We start from the raw sequence: 18,423 nt of genomic DNA on the forward strand, positions 1-18,423 counted from the left end.
CAGAGTACTGATTTCGCACACCCGAAGCCTTGTCAGTCAATGAAGTGTCGCAGTTCAAGCCTCGCGGTAGATCAGCGCTACAATCAACCCCAGAATCATGTAGATGAACAACAGCCCCATGAACCAACCCAGCGCCAGTTGTACCGGGATCTCCAGCAACACATATTTCTGAATGGCCGAACTGGTTGCAATCGCAGCTCCAAAGATCAAACCGAAGCGAACGCCTTCCGCCCATCCTTTATTGCGATACCCGCGCACAAACAGTGCCACAAAGATGAAGCTGATGAACAGATAGTTCAAAAATGCCAAGGGATAAAGCGCTTCCTGCGCGGAACGGCTGCGCCAGACTCCTTTGCTGATTTCATACAATTCAGCCAATACGACCACATTGAGAAGCCAGTCGAAAACTGCCATCAGCACAAATGCCGCCAGCCCGGCGATAATGAAGAGTCTGCGGTTCATAGGAAAGCGAGAGAAACAAGACTCTATACCCATACCCGAAACCGACCCAAAGCTCAAGTGCATTGTGTACGATTCGCATTTCCCAAACAGCAGTCCATGGCACTTTTGAACTGCCGTAAATCTGTCCGGCTGCGTTCTGCACGCTTTTGCATTGAACTCCCCACCTTCCCTGCACTCCAATACACAGCAAACGGTCACTCATGACACTCCACTCCATCGACATTCCCCTGACACTTCCAGACCTCTGGCAACAGGACGCAGTTCGCCAGATTCTGGAAGGAAGGGATGTGGTTGTGGATGCCCCGACAGGTGCGGGAAAAACCTACATTTTTGAAATGCTGGTGGAGTCCCGAAAGCTGCAGGGTCAGCTGATTTTCACAGTTCCCACCCGTGCTCTCGCCAATGACAAACTACTCGAATGGCGACACAAGGGCTGGAATGTCGGCATCGCTACCGGTGATATCACCGACAATCTGAATGCACCCGTACTTGTGGCAACCCTCGAAACTCAAAAGGCCCGCTTACTGCAGGGTGCCCAACCCCGCCTGATCGTCATCGACGAATACCAGATGATCCAGGACCCCTCCCGCGGCACCAACTACGAAATGACCATCGCCGTCGCCGCTCCCAACACTCAACTGCTTCTGTTGAGCGGCAGTGTTCAAAACCCCGCAGACGTCGTTGACTGGCTCCGGCGCATCGGGAGGAAGGCACATCTCATCTCCCACCGGGAACGCCCGGTTCCACAGGAACAACTCTATCTCGAAGCCCTTCCCGACCGTGCCCCCAAATCCATCTATGGATTCTGGCCACGTTTCCTCTATAGGGCCCTGCAGGCGGAGCTGGATCCCATCCTCATATTCGCTCCCCAGCGCAAGGATGCCGAACGCATTGCACGTCAGGTTGCGGCTTCACTGCCCGAAGACGATCCGCTCGAACTCAGTCCCGAGCAACGAAACCTCGCGGGTGAGGCTCTCGCAAAATTGCTGAAATCCCGGGTTGCCTTTCACCACAGCGGTTTGAGCTACCGGCAACGGGCCGGTGTCATCGAACCACTCGCCAAGGCAGGACAGTTGCGCATCGTCGTGGCCACCACAGGTCTCGGAGCTGGCATCAATTTTTCCATGCGTTCCGTCATTGTGACCGAGCGCGATTATCGACAACGGGATCAGGTATCCCAGGTCCGTCCGGATGAATTGCTCCAAATGTTTGGTCGTGCAGGTCGTCGCGGTCTCGATGATCGAGGATATGTGCTTGTTCTGCCTCAGAAACCTCGCCTCGAGGATGCAGCACCCATCACGGTTCGACGCATCCATCAACTCGACTGGCCAAGTTTCCTCGGTCTGATGCAACAGGCCCATCAACTGGGACAGGATCCGCGAAAGGCAGCACTCAAGCTGGCAGCATCCCTGTTCACACACTCCCCTCTTCCACTTGGTTTTGAATCGGGCAGCACCCCACTAACGACTCCAACCGTTCACAAACAACTTTCGCCTGCTGCCACTTCCCATTCTTCTGCGCTCAACGCCAAGGATACGCTGATCGAGATCCTGAATTCCCAGGGAACATGGGAACGCCGCCGTGGCCCCCACGAAGTTCAACTGCAGCACACCCTCAGCTTCCATCGCAATCACTGGAAACCTTCAACACAGGTCGCGGGAACACTCTCCCGCTTCCCACACGGGAACACCTGCAAAATTCAACACAAGGGAAAGCGACAGTATGCCAAAGAATGGGTCGTCGCTCATTTTCCAACCCAATCCGACCACCACAGTCTGCTGCTGAACAAAAAATACCGCAAAGCGGCCGTACAGGCATTTGCCAATACCAGCGCTAAGGCTCCGTCCATCCCAAAGCGCATGGATCTCGCCCAACTCGAATCCCACCTCCGCAAAGCGCTTCCGTTGATCACCCAAGGTGGACAATTGATCGATCTTCTCGAACGCAACAGCAGCGTTATTGCCCGAGTTGACATGGCAGCCGCCAGTATCACCGCTCGCAAGGACTCCCATGGAAACTTCCTTGTCGACCCTCCTGAACGCGAGGTCACCCGAGCTTACGAAAATTTTTCACTCAAGGATCATGCACTCGCTGGATCGTCCCGCTCCGATGCCAGTCCGGCGAAGATCTGGCTCCAGCTTGGTCTGATCAATGCCCGGGGCATTCCCACCCGCCGTGGAGTCCTCTTCAGTTATTTCAATCATGGAGAGGGGCTTGCCGTTGCCGCTGCACTGGAAGATGCGGACTACCCCATTGAACAACTGGTCTGGGATTTGGCAAACCTGCGAACGGGTCACCGCTTTGACGAACTCGGAGATCTTGGCAGTCGGCTCAGTTATGTCTGCCGCGAGAGCTATGGCAGTGTCTCCCACCCCGGATACCTTCATCGTGGATTGCCCGAGGAATACGGAGAGGGAGGTTCTGAACTCGTCTTCAACTTGAGCAAATCCGCTCGCTGGAAATACGAAATCATCGGAGGTGAAATCAGCGAAGGCGACGTTGAGCGGGTCTGGCTCGAATGGAAAAGCGTGCTGCGGCAAATCGCAAATGCCCCTGAATTTCCCTGGTCGCGTTGGCAGGAGCTTCAGGCTCAGGCACGCGAGCGCATCCAGATTGCAACTACCTCCCACAACCTGCTCGACTTGCCAGCACTGACCGTGCGCCAGCGTTCCCGCAAGCCAATGCCGTTTCGAGCCAGACGTTCCTGAGATATCGTGACGCGCCAAGAAGCAGAATGAGCATCGGTGTTGTCTGTTTGGGGATAGCGGCTTTGAGCATGCCATCGAGCCATTCCGCAAAAAAACTCCTTCGCCCTTGCCTTTTCCGGCTCCAGCTGCAGGGTTAACATTCATCCGATATCGGTTCATCCGATGCCAGATTTCCTCCTTCCGGTCCTTCACCGGAATTACAGACCAACCTACTCACTTCCAGATATCATGCGCCTCCTGCTTCCTGCCCTTGCATGCGGCTGCCTCGTTGCTGCAACCGCACTTCACTCCCAAATTGTTTTCAGCTTTGATGATGGCTCCCTCATACCGGAAAACGACTACGATCCTATCACCATCGGGAATGCCGAAACCGAGAGCCATTTCAATTCATTTACGAACTCAACCGGATGGGACTCCGCGCTGCAGGTCAGCGGAGCCAACGGATTTTTTTCCACCCCACAGAATCAGGCGACCGCAGGCGATGCTTTCTTTTTTAGCATCGACGTCGCATCGGGCTATGTCTTCACCGTTTCCGAGATCAGTTTTCAGGTGCGGGGTACTGGAGGATCTCCCCAGCAGGTGGGTTTTTCGCTTGGCAGCCTAAGCCACAACTTTGGAGCGCTCTTCAGCAACGATTCGGAAATCAAAACCCTTTCCCAAAGTTCGCTTTCGATTCAGCTCACGGGGGCTGATCGATTTGCGATTCAGGGATGGGGTTCTTCAGGTGCATCAGCACTGCAACTGGACAATATCCGAATCACGGGTTCCCTTACCGCCATTCCCGAACCCTCCACGTATGCGGCAATTCTGGGAGCGGTAGCGTTGGGCATCGTCTTCTACCAGCGACGCAAATCCCGATACACAACGCAAAACAACCCCACGAAGTTGCCCTGAAGCTGAATCACCCCGCATTCCGGCGTGTTTCAATCACCGCCTGAAATTGTTTCGACGCTGCGGCCCAGTCCAGTTCGCTTTGTGGCAGAAAACGGCACAGCTCAAAGGATTCCGCAATGATGGAACGTCCATCCCGGATGCGCTCGATCTTACCGTCTGCCTTCAGCTGTGCGAGCACGTTGCCAAGACTGCTCCCCTCAAGCGGTCCCGCCAGCACTTTGCAGCCCGTCGCATCCGCTGCGAGTTGATTGAGAAAATCATTCTGTGATCCGCCACCAAGGATGTGAATCGTATCGTAGCCTTTCCCGGTCACTCGCTCTATTCCTTCTTTCACGGAGCGGTAACTGAGTGCCAGTCCCTCAAAAATGGATCGGCAGATCAGGGCCGGCGTCGCCTCCACTTGCTGTCCGGTTGTTTCGAAAAACGCCTTCACGCGCTCAACCATGGGACCGGGCGCTTCAAACAAGGCATCGTTGGGGTCCAGCCAAGCCTGGAACGGTGGCGCTTTTGCTGCGAGTTCCCGAAGGGCATCATAGCTCAGCCCCAGGCCCTGCTCATCCCAGTCGCGTTTGCACTGTTGAAAGATCCAGAATCCGCTGATGTTTTTGAGCAGGCGAATCGTCCCTTCCACCCCTCGCTCATGCGTAAGTCCCATCGCATTGGCAACGGCGGTCGTGTGGCAGGTTTCCGATTCCACCCCCATCAGAGACCAGGTACCGGAACTAATGTAAATCGAGTCGGACGAACTCAGCGGACAGGCCGCCACAGCCGCCGCCGTATCATGAGAGGGCGTGGTCACGACAACCATACGATCACTTCCCACTTCCGCCGCCACATCAGGTTGCAATTTGCCCAGGAGCGTTCCCGGTTCCACCAGCTCCCCAAACAGCGAGCGGGGAAATGCAAAACGCTCGATCAGTGTATCCGACCACTCTCCACTCTGCGCATCGAGCAATTCACTGGTCGAAGCAATCGTCATTTCGTTCGTTGCGACACCACAAAGCCAGTAGTTCAGCAAATCAGGAACAAACAACAGTTGATTTGCATGCTCCAGCAAAGAACCTGCCTGCCGCGACTCTGCAAGGAGCTGATAGATGGAGTTGAAGTGAAGGTGCTGAATGCCCGCAATGGCATAGCGCTCCGACTGCGGCACAATCTGCTCGGATACCGCGTCCATGCCATTGGTGCGGGAGTCCCGATAACAGTAGGGAATGCCCAGCAGGCGACCAGTCTTGTCTATCAGTGCAAAATCCACTCCCCAGGTATCCACACCGATGCTCACGACATCGTCGCCATAGCGCTGTACTGCCTCACGCATGCCCGCCTTGATCGACGCAAAAATGTGGGTGATCTGCCAGTACAGCGAACCCCGGATCGAGATCGGTTGATTGTCAAAGCGGCACACTTCTTCCAGACGAATACGCTGGTTTTCAAAAATTGCAGCCAGCACCCTCCCGCTGCCAGCACCTACGTCCGCCGCTAAATATACGTTTCGTTTTCGCATGATCTGCGCTTTGGTCAACTCCGTGAAGCAAGCACCTGGGATTCGTAGGTCTTGACCTCCTTCAACCAGTCCGTTCCGGTCGGAACCTCATTGCGCCGACAGAACTCCTCCCATACCAGCCCCCAGGGCAGATTCTTGTATTCTTCAAGAAGCGCCAGTCGCGAGGTGAAGTCTCCTTCCCGCTCCAGCTGCTGCAGGCTCACTGAGGGTTCGAGCAGGGCCTTCAGCAATGAGCGCTGCGCCGAACGCGTGCCAATTACCCAGGCCGCAATGCGGTTGATGCTGGCATCAAAAAAATCGAGTCCGATACGCGTGCTGCCAAGAAAATTTCCGCGAACCAGCTCTTCCATGACCGCCGTCGTTGCGTCATCACAGAGCACCACATGATCCGAATCCCAGCGAACACCGCGGCTCACATGCAACAGGGTGCCGGGAACAAACTGCTGCACCGCACTGAGTTTGTCGGCAATCTGCTCAGTCGGATGAAAATGCCCCATGTCCAGACACAGCCACTTCTGGTTCTTCACCGCATAACCCAGATAAAACTCATGTGATCCGATCACGCAGCTTTCGGAACCGATGCCAAACAACTTGCACTCCACTGCGTCGATGTTAAAGGGGCTGGTATCTTCGGCAAACACCACATCCAGCGCACTTTCCAGGCGTTCGCGATACCCCTTTCGATCCACCGGAGTATCCTTGAATCCGTCTGGAATCCACACGTTGGTCACGACCGGATTGTCGAGCGCTTTGCCCATTTCGGAAGCAATTTGACGCGAACGCTTGCAGTGCTCGATCCAGAACTCTCGAATTCCAGAATCCGGGTGGGACAACGTAAACCCATCATCCGATTTGTCATGGGAAAAGCAGGTCGGGTTGAAATCGAGTCCCAGGCCCTGTTCCCTGCAATACTGGACCCATGATTCAAAGTGAGTATACTCGATGGCATCCCGGTCCACAACCCCGCTTCGAAAGTCGCCGTAGATGGCGTGCAGGTTCAGGCGCTTTGCTCCCGGAATCAGGCGTGTCGCGAAACTGAAGTCCTGACGCAGCTCATCCAGCGTTCGCGCCTTGCCCGGATAATTTCCTGTCACCTGTATGCCACCGGTCAGGGAACCCGCACGTTCAAATCCTCCCACATCATCTCCCTGCCAGCAATGCATGGAAATGGGGATCGTTTGCAGGGTGTCGATCACGGCATCGGTGTCCACACCGATCCCCGCATAGCGTTCTTTAGCGATCGAATAAGTAGCATTCATAGTCAGATTCCTTGAAGTTGGGTAGTCGAATGATCACAGATAGGCTGAGATCGAAGCCGGCCCCGATGCAGGGGGCCGACTCCTGAGTGTAAACTGGAAACAGGAGCTGTGCCACACAATTCCTGAGTTCCGGAAAATGGGATAACGCATGGTCACACGGATCATGCCTCAGATCACCTTGTTCCAGGTGTCCTTGAGGGTGTGGGCTGACTTGAGCAGGGCCTGTTTCTCCTTGGGCCAAAGCTCAATTTCAAGGTGTCCTTCAACGCCTCTCTTGCCCACCACGGTTGGCACGCTGAGAGAAATGTCACGAATACCATAACACCCCTTCTGCACGCTCGACACTGGCAGGATTTGCTTCTTGTCCAACAGCACCGAGTGTATCGTTTCGGCAATCGTTGCTCCAACGGCCCATCCCGCACCACCTTTGCGCTTGATGACTTCGGCTCCGCTACCACGGGTGCGCTCGAAGATCTGATTTTCAAAATTGGGTCGAAGCGACGGATAACCCTTAAGGGCAAGTCCTGCCGCGGTAGCACTGCTCCAGATCGGAACCATCGTATCCCCATGTTCCCCGAGTATCAAGGCCTTGACCTGCGAGGTGGGGATACCCATGTCCTGCGCGATCAGTGAGCGAAAGCGCGCAGTGTCCAGCATCGTGCCCAATCCATAGACCTGCCGCACATCCACGTTGAGGGTCTGAGCGGCAAGGTGGGTGAGAATGTCGACCGGATTCGAGACCACAAAAAACTGTGCATCCGAGCGGTATCCCGCGTCCTGTATACTGCCGAGTATCTGCTTGAACAGCAAAACGTTGCGATTGATCAGGTCCAGCCGCGACTCATCCGGCTTTCGCCGCAATCCCGCCGTAATCACAAACAGGTCAGAATCGGCCGCACGCGCATAGTCACCCGCATAGATGCGCTGATCGCCAAGGGATGAAGCTCCGTGCAGCAGGTCCAGCGCCTCCCCTTCGGCAAGCTCCTGATTGGCATCGAGGATCTGAATGTCGCTCACCAATCCTGCACACTGCAGGGCAAAGGCTGCGTTGGAGCCGACTCTGCCGCCTCCTCCAATAATGGTTACTTTCATAGACAAAATTTTCGGATTGATGGGGGGTTCTGTTTGGACCGTATTTCGATGCGTTCAGCTCGTTCCACTCTGTTCAACCGTTGCCACAGGAGCACACGTCACTGCCCAGCTGACTGAAAATCTCTCGCGTGATGGCGCGTACAAGGTCTTCGGCATCCGCATCTTCACTCTGAGCACGGTTGTCCCCAGGCATCGGACACTGCCCCATCATGTGGCTGATGAATCCCGGACGAAAGTCGGAGTTGTCGCAGAGTTCACACTCGCGCAGATTCTCCCGTTTGTCCTCCATGCCCAGATTCTTGCGGATCGCAATCAATTCCTTGGCTTCGTTTCCACTGATGGGAGTCAGTTCCTTTCCAAGCATGGAAGCGACCCAAACCGTCTTGCAGTATGACTCAGTGTTTTCCATCTTCCAGTAGGCATCTTCGATATCCTTGCCCCAGGTGATCACGCCGTGGTTGAGCATGAGCACAGCCATGTGTTCCACTGCGACACGACCCACTTCATCCGCATTTGCGGGAGAACCGGGTGTGCGGTATTGCGCCAGTCCGATCTCCCCGAGAAATACTTCCGCTTCGGGGATCAGGCATGTCGGCGGTCGCACTTTCGCTACGGCAAAGGCCGTTGCGTGCGGCGGGTGGGCATGGCAACACGCTTTGGCTTTGGGTTGACGCTTCATGATTGCCAGGTGAGTCATCGCTTCACTGGTACGCTTGAGCCGACCCGCAATCTGATTTCCCTCAAGATCGATCAGCGCCATGTCATCCGCCTGCATGAAGCCCTTGCAAATCAGGGTCGGGGTGCAGAGCACAAGGTTGTCCCCCACACGAACCGTAAGGTTGCCCCCGTTCCCATCGGTGTATTCCCGCTGCCACATGCGCTGCCCCATCAGTGCCATTTGCTCGCGAACACGGGTGACTTCAGGCGAATAATAAAATGCGCGGATTTCTTCACGGGTCTGGGGATCCTTGCCCGGCTCCCAGCTGAATTCATTGTCGGGCAACACAGGATCACCAAAGAGATCATCCCCATCCGCCCGCTTTACCGCCGCAGAAACGCGCTTGCGCGAACCCGCCTGGTGCTGGTTGAGCAAATCCTTGGCAGATGGTGTCAAAATCGCCTCTGCCGGAATCGATTCAATGCCCTTTCCTTCCTTGAGCAGGCTCTCCACCGTGCTCGCTGTAATCACTCGTTTCATAAAGGTTGTTTCGTTAAAATGATAAAATCCAAATTTGCTCACGGCGCCCACTGCATCTGATCCACAATGACCGCATTGGTGGCATCCACCGGAATCGGTTGGGGGAAGGGCAACATGGCTTCTCCCCCTTCGGTAAATCCAATCACATCTCCTTCCCTGGCTCCAAGATTGTCATAGACAACCGTGCTCGGCTCCTCCCAGGGAATTGTCGTACCTCCGGCATGAGCAGCAATCTGCGCACGCCCCATTGGCGCAACAATCAACCACCTCGCCCCGGAAAGGGAGGGTTCGTGCTGACTGAGCACCACGCGTCCAATCACCTTGCCGAACCTCATGATGCCGTCCTTTCGTTGCTGTGGGAATCCACTATGCCCACGACCACATTGCGCAGGGGCGTTTTGGGATCCTTGAGCCATACCTGGCAGGCGTCACCATCTGCATCCACCAGCACCGTATTGCCAATGCCCGCTCCAAGCCAATCCCCGGCACCGACAATGCGTCCGGTGCCATTACCATCATGCCCGAGCACCTCGCAGAGCAGCAGGCGGACCCCGCGAAGTCCGGGATGACAGGCGGCCTGTGTCACGTTGCCAACGATGCGTGCGAGAATCATGCGTTTGAGTTCCGGTTTGGTTTCAATCAGGCGATGATGTTCAACTGGTCCACCATCACACAGCGGCGCTTGCGCGTGAAGGTCAGGGTGGTGACGATTCCCTCCCCAGTCGTCGTTGCGATCGAGTAGTTGAGATAGCCCTCTCCACCGAGTCCAAGGCCGGCAACGCTGGGTCCATTCTTCACAAAGAGCGTGCAATCCATGCGACGCCCCATCTGCGTCAGGTTGTCCAGATTTTTGGAGTGCATGATCGCGGAATGCCGATACTGATGCTCACTCTGATAGGCGAACTCAATGGCTTCATTCACGTCCCGTGCACGCACAACCGGGATCACTGGCATCATCTGTTCCTCCTGCACAAAGGGGCACTCCATCGAGCACTCGGCAAACAATACTTCGGTCGAGTCGGGACAACTTGCTCCAGCAACCTTTGCCAGCACTGTCGCGTCCTTGCCCACGTAGTCCCGGTTGAGCACAGGGTGCGAACATCCGCCTCCGTCTTCGCGGTAAGTAAACACTTCTCCTGCCAGACGACTCATTTGCTCCGGTTTGAGCAAGTGTGCCCCCGCGCGCTGGAAGGCCTGCAAAAACTCGCGATACACCTTGTCCACGACGATCACTTGCTTTTCACCAATGCAAAGCAGGTTGTTGTCATACCCACCACCCTGTATGATGCAGCGCGCCGCAAGATCCAGATCCGCCGACTCATCAACCACCACTGGTGGGTTGCCAGGTCCCGCGCAGATCGCCCGCTTGCCGCTCTTCATCGCAGCCGCCACCACAGCCGGTCCACCTGTGATGCAGAGCAGGTCGATATTGTCCGAAGCACACAGCTCGTTAAAGGATTCAATTGAGGGCTTTTCGATGATCGTAACCAGGTTCTCAATTCCGGTTTTGTGAAAGATCGCATCATTGATAAACGCAATTGCCTCCGCAGCGCAGCCCGCTCCTCCGGGGTGTGCGTTGAAAACAATGCCATTGCCCGCAGATACCATGCTCACGATGTTGCCCGCTATCGTGGGAATCGAATGCGTCACGGGCGTGATGCCCGCAATCACACCAAAGGGTGCATACTCTTCGAGCGTGATGCCGTGGTCTCCGCTAAGTCCGTTCGGTGCCAACCACTCGATGCCCGGCACCAGCTTCACAATCTGAAGTTTTTCAATCTTGTGGTCGAGGCGGCCTATGCCTGTTTCCGCAAACTCCAGTTTCCCCCACTCAACCGCTTTGCTCTCGCAGATCTGCTTGACGAGATTGACAATCTCCACTCGTGCGGCAATGCCTTTTGCCCGAAGCTGGGACTGCCCTTTAGCCGCTGCTGCGGCCGCTTCGGCGGCCGTTTCAAAGACGCCCCTGCGGCGGGCTGAGGTCGTGCGAACCGTTGGTGCTGCAGGCTTGGATGCCGCTGTGCTTCCACTTTCCTGCAACTTGGCAAGCACTTCTGCAACCACGGTTGAAATGAGTTGTTTATCCATTCGAAGAACTACTTTGATAAGTTGATTTGCCGAGAACCTTCACGGAGTCGACAATGCCGACCACGGACGCATCCACGGGAACCCCTTTGAGTCCAGTCACCTGGCGGGCAGAACTGCCTTGAACAAACAGCACCACTTCGCCCGTTCCCGCTCCCATCGTGTCCACCGCGACGATTGTATTTGCCCCATCCCTGAACTTGGCGGGGTCTGCCGGGTCCACCAATAGCGGACGGAGCATCACCAGGCGCCTGCCCTGAAGGCTGGACTCCTTCTTGGTAGCAACCACCTGGCCTATGACTTTGGCTACAAACATGTTTTGTGCGGATTCGTTGCCGAATCGCGTTCGGGGTTATTTCGCAGCGGGCTTGCGCGCAGCACTGGCTTTGGGCAACACCGTAGCGATGCCATCACTGGGACGCGCAATCACATGTGCACTGAGCACCTCACCGATTGCCTGCGCGGCTTCCACTCCCGCATCTATCGCAGCCTTGACCGCAGCGACGTTGCCAGAAACGGTGACACTGACCATCGCGCTTCCCACGTTTTTCATGGGGCCGACTACTTCAACGTCAGCAGCCTTGAGCATCGCATCAGTGCCAATGATCAGCGCTGACATACCTTTGGTTTCGAGAAGTCCAATTGCTTGTTGCATGTTTTTCCTTGGTTTGGTTTTTGAAAGGGATTCTGCCATCCGGGGATCCTCATCAGGCAGGTTTAGGTGGGTTGGAACCCAAAAATCTTGCAGTTTCGCGCGCCACTACGAGTTCCTCATTCGCGGGTATCACAAAAACTTTCACAGGACTGTCGCTTTGACTGATGCAGGCTTCCACTCCCCGCACCTCCGCGTTGCGCCGCGCATCGAGCCGTATTCCATATGCCTCAAGTCCTTCACAGACTGCCGCTCTCAGGAAGTCGGCATTTTCCCCGATGCCCGCGGTAAAGACCAGCGCATCCAACCCGCCCATCTGAAAGGCGTAGGCTCCGAGGTAGCTGCGAATACTGTAGACCAGGGAATCCATCGCAAGGCGCGCTCGTGCATGTCCGTTCGAAGCGTGTTCCCAGATGTCCCGCACATCATTGCTCACCCCCGAAAGTCCCAGCAGTCCCGACTCCCGGGTCAGCTGGAGTTCCACTTCTTCCATGCTCAGCCCCAGCGTCTTCATCACATAAGTGGCCGCCATGGAGTCCAGTTCGCCCACTCGGTTATTCTGCGGCAATCCACTCTGGGGACTCAGTCCCATACTCGTGTCGATCGCACAGCCATTGAGAATTCCCGTGACCGAGCTGCTTCCGCCCAAGTGACAGGAAACAACCCGTAGTGGCGAGTCCGCCACTGGTGCAAGTTCACCATGATACAGATTCTGCACGCGCTGTGCCACATCGTCACGCCCCATCAGTTGTGCAGAACGTTCGGCAATATACTTGTGGCTCGCTCCATGAAATCCATGACGCCGCACGCCAATCGCCTCCCAACTCTCCGGTACCGCGTAGTGCCGACTCGCAGGAATGGCCCACTGATAAAATGCGGTTTCATACAATGCTACCAGTCGCGCGCGGGGCAGCGCCCTGGCAAATTGCTCAATCCCGTTGGCATAGGCCGGATTGTGCGCTGGTGCAAGCGGTGCTGATTTGCGCAGGTCTGCAATCACATGCGCATCAGCAGCCACACAACCCGTGACCTCAAAACCGAGCACCGTCTTAAATCCCACCGCATCAATGGCCTCCGGTCCCGTCAAGTGCCCTTCGGATTGCATCTGTGCAAGCGCATCCCGAATGCACACCGCATAGTCGGCCACCCGCTCGTACCCACCCTTGGTGAGCAGCTTGAGCGCGTCCGTATTCCCTTCAAACAAGCGATATTTGAAGGAGGTCGAACCGAGGTTTGCAACCAGGATGTGCATGGATGAAATACGTGTGTACGAGCGACAGGCAGAGGGGTATTTTCCCAGTTGATGCCTTATCCAATGAAGCTGCCGAGCTTTCCGAGATCGTCATGCGGACGCGCAATGACCTGCACAGCGACGATTTCTCCGACACGACTGCCTGCCTCCGCTCCCGCATCAACAGCTGCTTTCACCGATGCAACATCACCGGTGAAAAGTCCGCAGACCAGTCCGCTTCCGACTTTTTCCCAGCCGGTCATGGTGACGTCTGCCGCCTTGAGTGCTGCATCCGCAGCTTCGATCAGGGTCACGAGACCCTTGGTTTCAATCATTCCGAGTGCTTGTGAAGCCATATTCGTTTCTTTCGTAAAGGTTTTGATTTGGAAAAAGTTACTGCCTCAGACTCCGAATTGCTTCAGGATGTCCCCGTGTGGTCGGGCAATGACATTGGAGGATACAAGCTCACCCACTTTCTGGGCTGCTTCTGCGCCGGCTTCCACCGCCGCTTTTACGCTTCCCACATCCCCTTTAACGATGACTGTGAGAAAGCCTCCACCGATCTGGACTTGTTTCAACAACTCCACACCAGCTGCTTTGGACATCGCGTCGCTGGCTTCAACACTGCCAACAAATCCGCGGGTTTCGATCATTCCGATTGATTCACTCATATTGCTTACCTGGGTTTATTTTTCTGAAAGTTTAGGGTTTGAAAAAGGGGTTGATAACGGAGCATTCAGGACTTGAGCAGCTCACAATAGGAGTCGGGACCGAGGCCACAGGCGTTACCTTCGTCCGTATCCAGGTGCACTTCGAGCTTAAACTCCGGCTTCACACGGACAAACAGGCGGTCAAAGGTCACTCCGCACTCACCGTGAACTTTGAGTTTCATGAAGTCTTTGTCCTTCACACCATAATGCGCAGCATCTTCCGGGGACATGTGCACATGGATCGCCGCCCGGATCACGCCTTGCTTCATCTCAAAATATCCCTTGGGTCCCATCAGCATGCAGCCAGGTGTACCCGCAATGTCACCCGACTGCCGCACGGGGATATCAAACCCCAGCGAACGCGCATCCGTGTAGGCCAACTCCACCTGATTGATGTCGCGACAGGGTCCAAGGATGCGCAGGTTTGAGATCACACGACTGCGAGGACCAATCAGCGTGACCGACTCCTGGGCCGCATACTGCCCTTCCTGGTAAAGCCACTTCATCGGGGTGAGCTGGTGTCCGGATCCGAACAGAACCTCCACTGCTTCCTGAGTCAGGTGACAGTGCCTTGCACTCACGTTGACCAGAAGTGGGTTGGGCGCAGATGCCTGTGCGGGCAGCGGCCTGCCCAGGTGGTGATAGACACTTTCACGCACCAACTTCTCAATCATCATTCGGTCGGGGATCACTTGCATGTTTTCCGGTTTTGTGTTGGAAAATTGTGGTATTATTTGGGTTTTAAGTGCTTTTACTTTGACTAATCAAGCAAATAAACCAGATTTTAGAAGAAATTCCAACATTTTCCCACACAACCATGCTGGCTGCAGACCGACACAAGCTCATCCTGAAACAACTCGACGCAACGGGCAGCGTTCGCACGGTTGACCTCGCTTCCCAGTTCAGGGTCACGGACGAAACCATCCGTCGGGATCTCGAAAAACTGGAAAAGGACAATCTCGTTCAGCGCACCCACGGAGGAGCGATCAAACCCCAGACCCAAGTCCGTGACCGCACCTTTGAGGAACGTCGTGTGCAGAACATGGAGGCCAAGCAGCGCATCGCACGCACTGCCCTGTCACTGATCGAACCCGGAGACCGCATTTTCATTGATGCCAGTTCGACTGCACTCCAGCTCGCCCGCCTCATTCCCAATCTCAAGCTGGTTGTCATGACCCACTCTTCACTGGTTGCTCAGGAACTGGCGCAACATCCGGACATTGAACTCATCCATTCCGGCGGAGTGCTTGATCGCGCCTCGCAATCCTATGTGGGTCCAGCCGCAATTGCCACGCTGAGGCGCTATCGCGTAGACAAGGTCTTCTTCTCAGGAAACGGTATCGACGAATTGCGCGGTATCAGTGAAATCAACGAGGCGCAGGCCTATATCAAGGAGATGATCATCCCGCGCAGCGGCTCCGTCATCTTCCTTGCCGATCCGAGCAAGTTCGGAGTCAACTCCACTTACTTTTTTTCCCGCTGTCAGGCCATCGACACCTTGGTCACCTGTTGTGAGGCCGATCATCCGTTGCTCGACCAACTCGAAGACGAGGGAATCGACATCCGGAGGGCAGAGTGAACTGTCAGAAATGATGCTTCGTGAAAGCACCAAACTTTCGACTATATTGAACCCAACAATCCCACCCGCAAACACGCAGGTCCATCACCCCAATGGTCGCGTGCACTATTGAACCTTAGCCATTGTTCAACCCTGCATTTCAAATCCATGATCCCGACACAACGAACGGTCAGCAAAAACGTGCAATTCATGATCACCTGTCTTTGCGACACCTTTTATGATGAGGTCGCACGCGCATCGGTTGAGGTGCTCGAAGAGGTCGGCTGCACAGTGACAGTGCCTCCCGCACAAACCTGTTGCGGACAGCCCGCCTTCAATGCGGGAGACTGGGATGCCGCGCGCAAGGTGGTCCGCCATACCCTGAATGCCTTCGAGGGCGACAGTCCCATCATCATTCCTTCGGGATCGTGCGCCCACATGGTGTTCCATGGTTACGAACTCTCATTCGAGAAGGAAGCGGCTGAGCTGCGTGAAGCGGTTGCCAGCTTCGCCAGTCGCACCTGGGAACTCTGTGATTTTCTGGTGAATGGTCTTGGAATCGATCAGTGGCCCGGTCGTTTCGAGGGGAAAATCAGTCTGCACCGCTCCTGCCACACCCGCGGCTCCGACACTTATGCCGCAGCCGTAAAATTACTCACTTCCATTGAGGGACTGGAGGTGCTCGAATTTGACGAATCCGAACAGTGCTGCGGTTTTGGTGGAACGTTTTCCGTCGCCTACCCCAATACCTCCGCCGCCATGGGCACGCTCAAGCTCGACAAGCTCACTGCGGTGAAACCCGATGTGATCGGTGCCGTCGACATGGCCTGCATGCTGCACCTCTCCGGTTTGGCAGAAAAACAAAAGCGTCCCATCCACAAACTGCATGTCGCCGAGATCCTGATGCAGTCACTCCGCAATGCCAACTCCCGCTAAGCTCATGAAAACCTACCAGCCCATCGATGCCTTCACCCGCGATCTTCCCGCCGAGGTCAAGGAATCCGTCTACAGCTCCAGTAAGGCCAAATACGACAAACGGCTCAGCTCCCTTCAATCCAGCTTTTCCACACCTGACCACCTGCGCAAACTCGCCGGACAGATCAAACAACACACCCTGGAAAATCTTCCAACCTATCTGGAATCCGCCATCCGGCAGCTGGAGGGAAAGGGTGCCAAGGTACACTACGCCAAAGATGGTGAGCAAGCCAATGCCACGATCCTGGGGATCCTCCAGTCCATCGGAGCCACCCGCCTCATCAAGTCCAAGAGCATGGTCAGTGAGGAAATTCACCTCAATGCCTATCTCGAAAAACATGGATGCGAGAGTATCGAGAGCGACCTCGGCGAATTCATCGTTCAACTCGACGAAGATATGCCGTCCCACATTGTCACCCCGATTGTGCACAAGAACCGGCGACAGATCGCAACGACTTTTGAGAAAAAGGGTCTCGGAGAATACAATGACGACCCCACCACCATCACCCGTCGCGCTCGCAGCTACCTGCGACAAAAATACCTCGACGCCGAGGTCGGCCTGACGGGCGCCAATTTTGTTTCTGCAGAGAGTGGCCGCATCGTCCTGGTCACCAATGAGGGCAATGCGCGCTTCTCCATCAGCGCCAATCGCACCCAAATCGTGTTGGTTGGTATCGAAAAACTGGTACCACGCGACAAGGATCTTTCACTCTTCCTCAATCTGCTCGCACGTTCAGCCACCGGTCAACAATTAACCGTTTACACCCAATTCCTCAACGCCCCCAAGGCGGAAAACCAGCCGGATGGACCCGAATCCCTGCACGTGGTCTTCCTCGACAACGGACGCAGCGATATCCTAGCCGGAGAGTTTCGCTCCATCCTTCGCTGCATCCGCTGCGGAGCCTGCCTCAACGTTTGTCCGATCTACCGTCAGTCGAGCGGTCATGCCTACCGTGCCGTTTACCCGGGTCCGGTCGGAGCAGTGCTCAGCCCACTGCTTGCAGGCAAGCGCTATCCCGAATTTGCAGATCTTCCCAAGGCGTCCAGCCTCTGCGGAGCCTGCAATGAGGTCTGCCCGGTCGATATTCCACTACCCGAACTGCTGCTGCGCCATCGCAACAAGGCCAAACAGGAGCACCTGCCCAAAGCATCCGCCGGCACTCCACCAATGGGTCCCTGGGCGATGCTCTGCTCAAGTCCGGCACTCTGGAAGACCACCTTGGCGACCGGCAAGGCCATGGACTACATTCCGATGAAACTGGTACCCGTTCCCGCAGTGCAGGCCTGGACTCAGGCCCGCACCCTGCCCCCGTTCCGCGGTGGAAAATTCCGCAAGTGGCACGAGTCACGAAAACAGGACTGATCCTGCGAACACTTACCGAAAAAAGCACACACCATGGACGCCAACGCCTTTTTTGATCCGATTCGCAAAGCTACTGCGATGCCCGATGATGCACCCCGAACCGCGCTTCCGGACTGGGATGCATCCGCACTGCAATCCAACCAGCAGCCCGCTTTGCATGACCCCACCCAACTCTGGCAGTGCTTTAAGCAGCATTTTGAGGCCGTACACGGTGAAACCGTAGAGTCATTCGAAGCACTTGCAGCATTACTTCAGCAGGCTGAAGCAGGCCATGGTTATCTGGCTCCAGAACTGCACCCATCCGTCTCACCACTGCTGCAACGCGCTGGCATCAGTTGCGAAACGGAACTGGACGCCTCCCGCATCGATTCCTATGCGTTCGGCATAACTCGCGCTGCAGGCATCATCGCGGAGACAGGCTCCATCGTGCTCAAGGAACACTCCACCCCCAGCCGGCTCGGAGCACTGGCACCATGGATTCACATTGCTGTGCTGGATGAGTCCACACAACGCTATGCGACACTGCTCGATGCCATCATGGACCTCGGCGACGATCCCTATGTTGTCTTCGTCACCGGACCGTCGAAAACCGCTGATGTGGAGGGCATTCTCATTGAAGGAGTTCACGGACCCGGTCGTCAAATCTGCTGGAAATCCTGAAGCGCATTGCAATGTTGGACCCCAACCTCAGACGCTGAACTCGAGCACTGCGTTTCCGTACCTTCCGGCACA

The 18,423-nt window shown here is 55.7% G+C and carries 20 protein-coding genes; 6 read left to right on the top strand and 14 right to left on the bottom strand.

Translation table 11 applies throughout. From position 1 onward, the window contains the following. Positions 1-54: 54 nt before the first annotated feature. Positions 55-462: a hypothetical protein gene (locus ABQ298_04560; GenBank protein MEQ9823636.1), complete on the bottom strand. Its 408-nt coding sequence runs from the start codon at positions 460-462 to the stop codon at positions 55-57. A 200-nt stretch (positions 463-662) separates the two neighbouring features. On the opposite strand from ABQ298_04560, the gene ABQ298_04565 reads away from it, so the two are divergent. Together ABQ298_04565 and ABQ298_04570 are read left to right on the top strand one after the other, a co-directional pair. Next, positions 663-3,170, top strand: a complete 2,508-nt coding sequence (locus tag ABQ298_04565) for a DEAD/DEAH box helicase (protein ID MEQ9823637.1) — start codon at positions 663-665, stop codon at positions 3,168-3,170. A gap of 228 nt (positions 3,171-3,398) precedes the next feature. Further along, a complete protein-coding gene (locus ABQ298_04570) occupies positions 3,399-4,064 on the top strand; it encodes a hypothetical protein (GenBank protein ID MEQ9823638.1) in 666 nt (221 codons plus the stop codon). Between the two features lie 7 nt (positions 4,065-4,071). On the opposite strand, the gene ABQ298_04575 is transcribed toward ABQ298_04570, so the two are convergent. The 13 genes from ABQ298_04575 to ABQ298_04635 all read right to left on the bottom strand — a co-directional run bounded on the left by ABQ298_04575 (position 4,072) and on the right by ABQ298_04635 (position 14,493). After that, positions 4,072-5,568, bottom strand: coding sequence for a rhamnulokinase family protein (locus ABQ298_04575; GenBank protein ID MEQ9823639.1), 1,497 nt, complete (start codon positions 5,566-5,568; stop codon positions 4,072-4,074). A 14-nt stretch (positions 5,569-5,582) separates the two neighbouring features. Beyond that, positions 5,583-6,827: an L-rhamnose isomerase gene (locus ABQ298_04580; protein ID MEQ9823640.1), complete on the bottom strand. Its 1,245-nt coding sequence runs from the start codon at positions 6,825-6,827 to the stop codon at positions 5,583-5,585. 168 nt (positions 6,828-6,995) lie between these two features. Then, positions 6,996-7,919, bottom strand: a complete 924-nt coding sequence (locus ABQ298_04585) for a lactate/malate dehydrogenase family protein (GenBank protein ID MEQ9823641.1) — start codon at positions 7,917-7,919, stop codon at positions 6,996-6,998. 73 nt (positions 7,920-7,992) lie between these two features. Then, a complete protein-coding gene (locus ABQ298_04590) occupies positions 7,993-9,117 on the bottom strand; it encodes a class II aldolase/adducin family protein (GenBank protein ID MEQ9823642.1) in 1,125 nt (374 codons plus the stop codon). A gap of 38 nt (positions 9,118-9,155) precedes the next feature. Continuing rightward, complete coding sequence (locus ABQ298_04595; protein ID MEQ9823643.1) at positions 9,156-9,452, bottom strand: EutN/CcmL family microcompartment protein; 297 nt, start codon at positions 9,450-9,452, stop codon at positions 9,156-9,158. Further along, entirely contained in the window at positions 9,449-9,730 is a 282-nt protein-coding gene (locus ABQ298_04600) for a EutN/CcmL family microcompartment protein (protein MEQ9823644.1), read from the bottom strand. The genes ABQ298_04595 and ABQ298_04600 overlap by 4 nt, the downstream gene beginning before the upstream one ends. 26 nt (positions 9,731-9,756) lie before the next feature. Further along, on the bottom strand, positions 9,757-11,205 hold the full coding sequence (locus tag ABQ298_04605; GenBank protein MEQ9823645.1) for an aldehyde dehydrogenase: 1,449 nt from the start codon (positions 11,203-11,205) through the stop codon (positions 9,757-9,759). Further along, positions 11,198-11,518, bottom strand: coding sequence for a EutN/CcmL family microcompartment protein (locus ABQ298_04610; GenBank protein ID MEQ9823646.1), 321 nt, complete (start codon positions 11,516-11,518; stop codon positions 11,198-11,200). The genes ABQ298_04605 and ABQ298_04610 overlap by 8 nt, the downstream gene beginning before the upstream one ends. A gap of 36 nt (positions 11,519-11,554) precedes the next feature. Continuing rightward, the gene (locus ABQ298_04615; GenBank protein MEQ9823647.1) at positions 11,555-11,857 is read right to left on the bottom strand and encodes a BMC domain-containing protein; all 303 of its coding nucleotides are present in this window, start codon (positions 11,855-11,857) and stop codon (positions 11,555-11,557) included. Positions 11,858-11,909: 52 nt separating this feature from the next. Further along, entirely contained in the window at positions 11,910-13,106 is a 1,197-nt protein-coding gene (locus ABQ298_04620; protein MEQ9823648.1) for an acetate kinase, read from the bottom strand. A 56-nt stretch (positions 13,107-13,162) separates the two neighbouring features. Then, positions 13,163-13,441: a BMC domain-containing protein gene (locus ABQ298_04625; protein ID MEQ9823649.1), complete on the bottom strand. Its 279-nt coding sequence runs from the start codon at positions 13,439-13,441 to the stop codon at positions 13,163-13,165. 45 nt (positions 13,442-13,486) lie between these two features. Further along, on the bottom strand, positions 13,487-13,756 hold the full coding sequence (locus ABQ298_04630; protein ID MEQ9823650.1) for a BMC domain-containing protein: 270 nt from the start codon (positions 13,754-13,756) through the stop codon (positions 13,487-13,489). 65 nt (positions 13,757-13,821) lie between these two features. Then, positions 13,822-14,493, bottom strand: coding sequence for a phosphate propanoyltransferase (locus tag ABQ298_04635; protein MEQ9823651.1), 672 nt, complete (start codon positions 14,491-14,493; stop codon positions 13,822-13,824). A gap of 119 nt (positions 14,494-14,612) precedes the next feature. Here ABQ298_04635 and ABQ298_04640 point away from each other — a divergent pair, with 119 nt between their 5' ends. The 4 genes from ABQ298_04640 (at position 14,613) to ABQ298_04655 (ending at position 18,351) form a co-directional block, all read left to right on the top strand. Beyond that, the gene (locus ABQ298_04640; GenBank protein ID MEQ9823652.1) at positions 14,613-15,374 is read left to right on the top strand and encodes a DeoR/GlpR family DNA-binding transcription regulator; all 762 of its coding nucleotides are present in this window, start codon (positions 14,613-14,615) and stop codon (positions 15,372-15,374) included. Between the two features lie 147 nt (positions 15,375-15,521). Continuing rightward, a complete protein-coding gene (locus ABQ298_04645) occupies positions 15,522-16,289 on the top strand; it encodes a (Fe-S)-binding protein (protein MEQ9823653.1) in 768 nt (255 codons plus the stop codon). Between the two features lie 4 nt (positions 16,290-16,293). After that, entirely contained in the window at positions 16,294-17,691 is a 1,398-nt protein-coding gene (locus tag ABQ298_04650) for a LutB/LldF family L-lactate oxidation iron-sulfur protein (GenBank protein ID MEQ9823654.1), read from the top strand. Positions 17,692-17,724: 33 nt separating this feature from the next. After that, complete coding sequence (locus tag ABQ298_04655; protein ID MEQ9823655.1) at positions 17,725-18,351, top strand: LUD domain-containing protein; 627 nt, start codon at positions 17,725-17,727, stop codon at positions 18,349-18,351. The last annotated feature ends 72 nt before the right edge of the window (positions 18,352-18,423 follow it).

The sequence above is a fragment of the Puniceicoccaceae bacterium genome, assembly GCA_040224245.1.
GTDB lineage: Bacteria > Verrucomicrobiota > Verrucomicrobiia > Opitutales > JAFGAQ01 > JAKSBQ01.